Here is a 9,753-nt window from a genome sequence, read left to right on the forward strand (position 1 = left end):
TCTCCTTGTGCGGCACCGGTTCAGCCGAGCCGGAGCTCGGGTCGGTAAAGGTCGAACCAGTGGTAGAGGTCGAGCAGTCGTTCCAGGCCGGTGCGCAGCCTGCCGGTGACCGCGGCGGGATCCCGCGTGGCCGCGCCGCGGACCCACTCCGCGTCGAAGATCGCGAACAGCGGATGCCCGGCTTCGGCGAGCACGTCGTTCGCCTGCCGTTGCAACGCTTCGGCATAACCGGTGTCCTGTGTGGACGGATACGGACTCTTGACGCGCTCGGTGACCGATCGGGGCAACAGCCCGGCGACCGCCCCGCGTAGCAGGCTCTTTTCCCTGCCACCGTCGGCTTTCATCGACCACGGCACGTTGTAGACGTACTCGATGAGGCGGTGATCGGCGAAGGGCACCCGGACCTCCAGCCCGACGGCCATGGACATCCGGTCCTTGCGGTCGAGCATCGCGCGCACCAGCCTGGTCACGTGCAGATGGCTGCTGCGGCGCATCCGGCGCTCCAGCGCGTCCTCACCGTCGAGATGGTCGATGGCGGCGACGGCGGTGCGGTACTCGTCGGCGACATAGGCGCCGATGTCCAGGTCGCGGCTGAGTTCGGGTCGCAGCATTTCGGTCCGGTCACCGGTGTAGGCGTTGCTGAACGCCAGCCACGGGAACGTGTCGGCGTCGCGGGCCGCCGGGTGATGGAACCAGGCGTATCCGCCGAACAGCTCGTCGGCGAACTCGCCCGACAGCGCCACCGTGCACTCGGCGCGGATCGCCCGGAACAACAGGTACATCGAGGAGTCGATGTCACCGAGCCCGATCGGCATGTCCCGTGCCGCGACGACGGCGCGCCGCAATGCGGGGTCGGCCAGCGCGTGGGAGTCGAGCACGATGTCGTGGTGCACCGAGCCGACGTGCGCGGCGACCGCACGGACGAACGGCGAGTCCGGTGTCTCCCGCAACTCGTCGGGCCGGAAGTTCTCTTCGTACCCGGCGAAATCCACCGAGAACGTGCGGGTCTTCTCCCCGCGCGTGCGCAGTTCCGCGGCGGCGACCGCGGTGACGGCGCTGGAGTCCAGGCCGCCGGAGAGCAGCACGCACTGCGGCACATCGGACACTGTCTGCCGCCGCACCGCGTCCCCGAACAACTCCCCGACCTTCTCCACAGTGGTGCCGGGGTCGTCGGTGTGCGCCGTGGTCTCCAACCGCCAGTAGGTGTGGTGCCGGATGCCCGCACGGGTCGCGGTCAAGACGGTCCCCGGCTCGACCTCGTACATGTCCTTCCACAGTGACCAGCCGGGAGCCTTGGTGAAACCGACCAGCTCACGCAGGCAACCGGTGTCCACGACGCGCGGGAACCGCGGATTGGCGAGGATCGCCTTCGGCTCGGAGCCGAACAACACGCCGTCGGAGGTGCGGTGGTAGTAGAGCGGCTTCACGCCGACTCTGTCGCGGATCAACACGAGCTTGCCGTAGCGCTCGTCCCACAACCCGAACGCGTACATGCCGTTGAGCCGCTCAGCGACCGCCTCACCCCATTCCAGATAACCGCGCAGCACCACTTCGGTGTCGCTGCGGGTGGTGAACCGGTGCCCCCGGCCCTCGAGTTCGGCGCGCAGGTCCAAAAAGTTGTAGACCTCACCGGAGAAGGTGAGCGCGACGGTCCCGGACGGGGTACGGACCTCCATCGGCTGCATACCTCCTGGCAGGTCGATGACCGCCAGCCGTCGGTGACCCAGCGCGACATGGGTGCGGATCCAGGTCCCGCCCGCGTCCGGGCCGCGGTTGCCCAGCGTCTCCGTCATCGCCTCGATGACGGGCACGCTCGTGGTGAGGTCGCTGTCGAAGGCGACCCAGCCGGTGATTCCACACATGGTTCGTCGTCCTCAAAATCGGTTCGGCGCGCGCGTGACGAACACGCGATGGCCGAGGGGATCAGCGGATGGCCGTCACCGGGCAGGTCGAGCACCCGGTCGAGTCCGGCGTTGTCGAGGTCGGGATTCAGCACTCCTCGACAATGGCTTCGGTGAGCACCGGCATCCGAATCGAAGTATGGCCATGTTATTGGCAACGATAGTCATTATCGACAGAGTGTGACGACAGGCACCGGCGAGATCGGTGACATGCGCTCGCACGGTGAATATCGTTGCGCCCCAACAAAGTCACGACAGGCGACGGCCACTTCTCGGTCTGCCGCGTCTGGCTGCCGAATGTCCGTGAAGGCCTCCTTCCCTACTCTGAAGGTAGGAAAGGAGGCCTTCACGGACACGCGATAGCCACTTCCGCGATCGCTTCGTTCTCACTCGGCGATTCGATCGTCGTCTTTCCGATCGGGGCGTCCGAGCACGGAGTCCACCATTTCCATGGCCTTCTTCTTCGCGTCGTCGAGGTCGAGTGCCCGCGGCGGCGGTGCGGCGGCCGAGCGGCCCAGCACCTGGGGTGCGTTGCCGGAGGCGTCCCAGACCTTGGGGTCGACGCCGAGCAGACCCATCGGTTGCCGTTCGTTCTCCGTGTCCTGGCCTCCGCCGACCGCGCCGCCCCCGAGCATCGGCGACATGAAACCGCCACCGGTGCCGTGCATGGCCTCCCCGGGAACCCGGGGCGAACCGGTCCCGCCGGGAACCACCGGAGGAAGCCCGGGGGTGGAACTGGCGTCGAACCCGCCGGCGGGCCGGAACGCCGGTGAAGCGGGCAACGCGCTCGGCAAGGAAGTCTCCCCCGCGACCGGCGTGACGGCCGGTTGCATCGGAACGCCCAGCGATGCCGGAGTGGCGTTGTTGGGAAGACCGGCGCCGGAGCCGTGCGGTAGCGGAGGTGCCTTGAGGACCTCCGCCGGTGCGGCGGTTCCAGACGGCGAAGACGCTGTCTCGGAAACGGGAGTGGTGGCCGGAGGCGGAGGAAGCTCGGAAGCCGGACCCTTGGCATGGACCGGTTCGTGACTCGCAGGAGCCGTGGACGAAGCGTCGGTCGCGGACACGGTCGCCACCGACGGGGCCGGCTCCGCGGTGCGCTCCGGAAGATCCGCGTCGAAGGTGGTCTCCGCGCGCGCCGAAGCACCCGGCGAAGTGAGGTCCGCGTTCGGCATCTCAGGCTTCAACGGCGCCTCGTCCTGCTCCGCGGTTGCGCTTTCGTCCCGGCACGAATCCTTTCGCTTGTCCTTCTTCGACTCGGTGTTCCGAAGCCCGGCCTGCACCCCTTGTGTCCGGCCCAGTACCGCGAAGTAGGCGCCGTTTCCTTGCCCGTCGACGGTTTCGCCACTCGACGCCGGTCGCGCGGCCGGCGTTTCCTTCCCCACGACCGCAGGCGACACCGAGGCGGTCGTGCCCTGGGTCGTATCTTCCAGCAACCCGGCCCAGACGTCGCCCTGCCGACCCGGCCGCCCTTCCGCCATCGGTACGCCCATCGGCAGCAAGGCTGCGGCAGGCACGATCCCGGCACCTCCTGGTGTCCCCGTCCCGCCGCCATGACGACCCAGCTGACCTTCGGCGGAGGGCTGGGTGGCGCCCATGGCAGGCGTCACCCCCGCGGGAGCGGACGCGTTCGCCGCCGGGCCCTGACCGTTCACCGGGACGTCGGTCTCGGCACCGGGGAACGGAGTGATCGCCGTTCCGATCTCCTGATACGCGACGCCGAGGTCGTGCACCACCTGCCGAGCGGCCGGGAGGTCGCCCTCCCGTTTTTGCGCCTGCAGGTCGCGGATACGTTGCTGCGCGAGCGCGAGAGCGTCCCCGGCCCGGCGGAGCGTGGCACCGTAACCGGGACTGGCCATCGCTTGGATCGCCGTGTTGCCGAGGGCGTTGACGTTCCGGACGTCGTCGCCAAAGGCTTCGGCACCTTCGCCTCGCCAGGCATCCCACAATTCGCGAGTCCCGCGCGCCAGGTCGTCCTGGATCTGTTCCAACCGTGCTGTCGCCGTGTCGAAAGCCTGCGCCCGCTCGTAGTAGGAGTCCGGGCTGACCTCGTTGACCAGCTGGACAAGCTGCTCGAAGGTCAGCACTTCGATCTCCGGGTCCACGATCGGTACCGGTTCGGACGCCGTCACGGATCAGCCCCTGTTCAGCACGTGTACCAGGCCGGCCGGAGCCTCCGGCCGGTTTGTTCTCACCGTCCGAAATGGACGGTAGCTTCGCCGCGTTCTTTGTGCGATGCTGTGTTCGCTCTACCTCAGGTGACAGGCCCTTTCTTCCAGGTCCAGGCCCTCGTCCCGGCATCCAAGCTAAGCCCGGCCGCACCGCGGGCGGCCAAGCCGGACCGAGATCCCCGAAAACGGGGAGAACCACTCACCAAGGGAGAGCCTGTGAGCACCACGCTGTTCGCCCGGCGCGCGCGACGGCCCAAACCGCCCGCCCCCGAGATCGAAACCGAGCTCCAGCCGCCACCCGGCGTGCCCGAGAACACCGGCGGCGGCATCAGCAGCGTCCTGATGTACGCGCCCATGGCACTCGGTTCACTCGCCATGGTGATGATGTTCGTCCGTCCCGGCGCCGGCGCCTTCGCCTACATCGGCGGTGGCCTCATGGTGCTGTCGGCGCTCGGCATGCTCATCACGCAGATGGTGCGGAACTCGGTCACCCACAAGCAGAAGCTGAACGGCCACCGGCGCGATTACATCCGCTATCTCGGCCAACTGCGCAAACAGGCCCGCGACGCGCTGGGCGCGCAGCGGAAGGCCGCCCGCTGGATCCACCCGGACCCGCACGCGCTGTGGTCGATGGCACTGGGTTACCGCCTTTGGGAACGGCGCCCCGCCCACGACGACTTCGGCGAGATCAGGCTCGGCCTGGGCACTCAGCGCTCGACCTTCAAGCTGGTCCCCCCGAACAGCCAGCCGATCGAAGACCTCGAACCGCTCACCGCACACGCCCTGCGCCGGTTCATGCGCGCCTACAACACGCTCCCGGACGCGCCGATCGCGGTCTACCTGCGGGGTTTCGGGCAGATCCAGTTCTCCGGCGACGACGACGCCGTCCTCGGCCTGACGCGGGCGATCCTCGCCCAGCTGGTCACCGCGCACGCCCCCGGTGACGTCCGGGTCGCGGTCTGCGCCTCCGAAGAGCATCTGGACCGGTGGGACTGGCTGAAGTGGCTCCCCCACCACCAGGACACCGAAAGCCGCGATGCCGCCGGAGCGCGCCGGCTCGCCGCCGACGACATCACGCAGGCCGAACTCCTGCTCGGCGGGCCCTCGTTCACCGGGCGGCCGCGGTTCGAGGCCGACACGCCGATCACCGCGTCGGAGCCGTTCGTCGTCCTCGTACTCGACGGGATTTCGGTGCCGGCCGACCATCGGGTCGCCGACGAGGGCTACCGCAACACCGTGGTCCTGGATGTCTCGGGCTCGTTGCCCTGGCGGCAACGGGCCGGGGCGTTGTTCCTGGAGGTCGACGCGGACGAGGTCCGGACGGTGTCGTTCGACCGGGTCGGCAAGCAGCAGACCGCCCGGCTCTGCCGTCCCGACCGGATGAGCGAGGTCGCCGCGAACGCACTCGCCCGGACGATGGCCCAGTTCCGGATCGGCGAGGTCTCCGAGGACGACGAGCCACTCGCCGTCGACTACGACCTGGCCACCCTGCTCGGCATCGGCGACGTCGCCACCTTCGATCCGGTGAAGTACCGCCGCGACCGGATGACCGGCAAACGGCGGTTACGCGTGCCGATCGGCATCGCCGGAGCGGGTTCCCCGCTCGAACTCGACATCAAGGAATCCGCCGAAGACGGCATGGGACCGCACGGACTGTGCGTCGGCGCCACCGGCTCCGGCAAGAGCGAACTGCTGCGCACGCTGGTGCTCGCGCTCGCCACCACCCATTCGCCGGAAGACCTCAACTTCGTGCTGGTGGACTTCAAGGGAGGCGCGGCCTTCCTCGGTTTCGACCAGCTGCCGCACACCTCGGCGGTGATCACCAACCTCGCCGAAGAACTCGAACTGGTCGACCGCATGCAGGACGCGCTGACCGGCGAGATGAACCGGCGTCAGGAACACCTGCGCGCGGCCGGCAACTACGCCTCCCGGCGGGATTACGAGGCCGCCCGCGCCCAAGGTGTGCCGCTCGAGCCGATGCCCGCACTGTTCATCGTGGTGGACGAGTTCAGCGAGATGCTCTCGAGCAAACCCGAGTTCATCGACGTCTTCGCCATGATCGGCAGGCTCGGCCGCAGCCTCGGGGTACATCTGCTGCTGGCCTCACAACGGCTGGACGAAGGCCGGATCCACAAGGTCGAGACGCACCTTTCCTACCGGATCGGCCTCCGGACCTTCTCCGCGATGGAGAGCCGCAGCGTCATCGGCGTCCCGGACGCCTACGAACTCCCCAACAGCCCTGGCAACGGCTACCTCAGGCCGGATACCCAGACCCTGGTTCGGTTCAAGGGCGCGTTCTCCTCGGCGCCCTACCGGCCGAAGCGACGACAGACCGGGCTCGCTGTCGAACAGCACATCGTCGCGTTCGGACAGCGGTACATCGAACCTCCGGTGGCGCCAGAGCCCGAAACCGTCGAAGAGGACCAGCCCAACGAAGCCACCGAGACCATGATCGACGTGCTGATCGGCAGGCTACGAGGCATCGGCCCGAGGGCGCACCAGGTCTGGCTGCCACCGCTGAAGACGTCGGCGACCCTGGATCAGCTGCTGCCGCCGCTGGTGGACCACCCGACCTACGGCCCGCGTCCGGTCGGCGACCTGAACACGGCGAACATGACCGTGCCCGTCGGGCTCATCGACCTGCCCGCGCAGCAACGGCGTGAGCTGCTGATCGCCGACCTGTCGGGCAGCAAGGGCAACGCGGCGGTGGTCGGCGGACCGCAGAGCGGCAAGAGCACGATGCTGCGCACGCTGATCTGCGGCCTCGCGCTCACCCACACCGCCGAACAGGTCCAGTTCTACTGCCTGGATTTCGGCGGGACGCTGTCTTCGCTCGCGGCGATGCCGCATATCGGCAGTATCGCCAACCGGCTCGACCGCGACCGCGTCACTCGCACGGTCCTGGAGATCACCAACCTGATGGCGCGGCGGGAGACCATCTTCGCCGAGCACAACGTCGATTCGATGGTCAGTTACCGCCGGGCCCGCGCCGAGGGCCGTTTCCGTGACCTCGATCCCTACGGCGACGTGTTCCTCGTGGTCGACGGCTGGTACACGATCCGCCAGGACTTCGAGGAAATCGAGGAGAAGTTCACCGAACTCGCCGCACGAGGGCTGAGCTTCGGCATCCACCTCGTCGTCGCGTCCAACCGGTGGTCGGAAATGCGGCCGTGGCTCCGGGACGTCATGGGCACGCGGTTCGAACTCAAACTCGGCGACCCCGTCGACTCCGAAATCAACAGCCGGTTCGCCGCGACCGTGCCGTCGATCCCCGGCCGTGGGATCACCCCGGACCGGCTGCACTTCCTCGCCGCACTCCCCCGGATCGACGGCGACTCCCGCACCGAGGATCTCGCGGAGGCGACGGTGGAACTCGCCGAAGCGCTGGCACCGCCTGGAGCGCCGCGCGCGCCGAAGGTCCGGCTCCTGCCGCAGACCCTGCACGCGCGGGAACTACCGGCACCGCGTGCGCCATCCCCCGCGGCGGAGATGCGCATGCCGCTCGGTCTCGAAGACCAGCGTCTCGAACCGGAATGGCACGACTTCGACGTCACGCCCCACCTGCTGATCTACGGTGACGCGGAATCGGGCAAGACCAACATCCTCAAGCACATCGCCCGCTCGATCGTGGCGCACCACAGCAGCGACGAAGCCCGCGTCATGTTCGGTGACTTCCGGCGCGAACTGCGCGATTCGATCCCGGCCGAGTACCAGCTGGAATACGCCGTGGGCGCTGAAGCACTGACGAAGTCGATCGCAGGTGCGGCTTCCGTCATCGAGAAGCGCATTCCCGGTCCGGAGATCAGCCCGAGCAGGCTCCCGTTGCGCGACTGGTGGACCGGTGGACGGCTCTACATCATCATCGACGACTTCGAACTGTCGGAATCCGCCGGAAGCGCCGGTCCGCTGCAGGGCCTGATGCCGGTGCTCGCCCAGGCCGCCGACGTCGGCGTGCACATCATCCTCGCGCGCAGCACCGCGGGGGCGAGCCGGTCGATGAGCAACCCGGCGATCCGGCGCATGTGGGAACTGGGCACCCCGGCGCTCCTGTTGTCCTGCCCGAAGACCGAAGGTTCCTTCCTCGGCAACCTCAAGCCTCGGGTACTTCCGCCGGGGCGCGCGCAGTTCATCAATCGGCGCCGATCGGTCCGGTTGGTCCAGACGCCGCTGGTGGAGGGCGGGCCGGCACCGGGGGCATAGGGAGAACAGGCTCACTCGAGAGGGTCGACCCAACGCAGCGTGTGAAGGCCTCTTCCGCAGTACATGATGGCCCCCTTCCTTGCGCTAGGCGCAAGGAAGGGGGCCATCATGTACTGCGGAGTGTCGTCACTCAATGAGTGCGGGGGCGGGAGAATTCGACGACCCGGGCCCGCTTCCAGCGGCGGCGCTTGGCACCCAGGCACAGCCGGAACACCAGCAGGCCGAGCAGCGCGAGAACCGGCACGGAGACCGTGGCGACGACGGCGACGACCTCGCCGGGACCGTCCGGACGGATGGGCACCGGCAGCGGCGCCGGTTCGGCCGCGACGACGGGCGCCGCGGTGCCGGATTCCTCAGGCAGCAGTGTCGTCACGGCGGCCATCGCGTTGACCGTTCCCCAGCCCAGTCGCGCGTCGGGCAGTGCCGCGGCCGGATGGTCCGCGGTCGCCTCCAGCCGGTGCTTGACCTGCTCGGCGGACAACTGGGGCCGGTAGGCGCGCACGAGTGCGGCGACGCCGGCCACGAACGGCGCGGCGTAGCTGGTGCCGCTGCCCACCCAGTGCCCCGCGCCGCCGGGCCCGAGGCTGGTGACCCCGACGCCGGGAGCGACCAGGGAGAGGAACTTCCCGGTCTGTGAGAAGTCCGCCTTCTTGCCGAGCATGTCGATCGCGCCGACGGCGATGACGGTGGGATACGAGGCCGGGTAAGTGATCGGGTCCCCTTGCTGGGCGGTGTTCGCGGCGGAGGCGACCACCACGACGTCGCGCTGGGCGGCGTACCGGACGGCTTCGGCGAGTTCCGGATCCGGGTTGTCGGTGCTGGCCGAAATGTTGATCACCCGGGCGCCGCCGTCGACGGCGGCGCGGATGCCCTTGGCCATTTCGGCCGCGGTCAGGACCGGCGGTGAGCCGTCCTCGGTCGTGATCGCGCACCGGATCGGGAGAATCGTGGCCTCGGGCGCGACCCCGGCGAATCCGGTCCCCGGCCGGACGGCGGCACCGATGATCCCGGCGACGAACGTGCCGTGCCCGAAGCAGTCGTCGTTCGCCGGCTTGCGTTCCGGGGTGGTGACATCGAGGCCGGGCTTCACGCGTCCGCCGGACAGCTGGGGGGTATTCCCGTCGACACCGGTGTCGACCACCCCCACGGTGACGCCGGCGCCTTTCGTCAACGACCAGACCCGGTCCACCGCCATCCGCTGCTGGGCCCAGGGCACGCCTGCCTCGGTCGTCTCCGGTGCCTGCAGACAGCCCTTCTGCTCGGTCGGCAGCGGAGCGGGTGCCTGCTGCGCCGCGGCGGGTGACGACGCCCAGAGCAGGCCCGTGACCACCGTGATCGCCAGAACGCCGGGGCGTCCCGCCTTCCCGTTGCCCATCAGATGTCCTCTCGAGTCCGCTTCACCCGCACCGATCCGGACGGCGGACGGGTCCAGGACACAGTCGAGCAAACCGGACTCAACGAAATCTCTACCCCGCCATCGTGAG

Annotated in this window: 4 protein-coding genes; 1 reads left to right on the top strand and 3 read right to left on the bottom strand. The window is 68.8% G+C overall.

Annotated elements, in window-relative coordinates; all coding sequences use genetic code 11:
- Positions 1-20: 20 nt before the first annotated feature.
- Both asnB and AVL48_RS01440 read right to left on the bottom strand, forming a co-directional pair.
- Positions 21-1,862 carry an asparagine synthase (glutamine-hydrolyzing) gene (asnB, locus tag AVL48_RS01435; RefSeq protein WP_061988627.1) on the bottom strand — a complete coding sequence of 614 codons (1,842 nt, stop codon included), beginning with the start codon at positions 1,860-1,862 and terminating at the stop codon, positions 21-23.
- Positions 1,863-2,287: 425 nt separating this feature from the next.
- Complete coding sequence (locus AVL48_RS01440) at positions 2,288-4,030, bottom strand: WXG100 family type VII secretion target (protein WP_061988625.1); 1,743 nt, start codon at positions 4,028-4,030, stop codon at positions 2,288-2,290.
- A 255-nt stretch (positions 4,031-4,285) separates the two neighbouring features.
- Between AVL48_RS01440 and eccCa the strand changes: the two genes are divergently transcribed.
- Positions 4,286-8,269 carry a type VII secretion protein EccCa gene (gene eccCa, locus AVL48_RS01445; protein WP_061988624.1) on the top strand — a complete coding sequence of 1,328 codons (3,984 nt, stop codon included), beginning with the start codon at positions 4,286-4,288 and terminating at the stop codon, positions 8,267-8,269.
- Positions 8,270-8,399: 130 nt separating this feature from the next.
- Here the strand turns inward: eccCa and mycP are convergent, their stop codons facing one another.
- Positions 8,400-9,644, bottom strand: coding sequence for a type VII secretion-associated serine protease mycosin (mycP, locus tag AVL48_RS01450; protein ID WP_074038273.1), 1,245 nt, complete (start codon positions 9,642-9,644; stop codon positions 8,400-8,402).
- Between the last annotated feature and the right edge of the window lie 109 nt (positions 9,645-9,753).

The sequence above is a fragment of the Amycolatopsis regifaucium genome, from assembly GCF_001613935.1.
GTDB lineage: Bacteria > Actinomycetota > Actinomycetes > Mycobacteriales > Pseudonocardiaceae > Amycolatopsis > Amycolatopsis regifaucium.

Bases quoted from the DNA above. Each gene is read 5' to 3' on its own strand.
- mycP (WP_074038273.1), bottom strand. From the start codon at position 9,644: ATGGGCAACGGGAAGGCGGGACGCCCCGGCGTTCTGGCGATCACGGTG.
- asnB (WP_061988627.1), bottom strand. From the start codon at position 1,862: ATGTGTGGAATCACCGGCTGGGTCGCCTTCGACAGCGACCTCACCACG.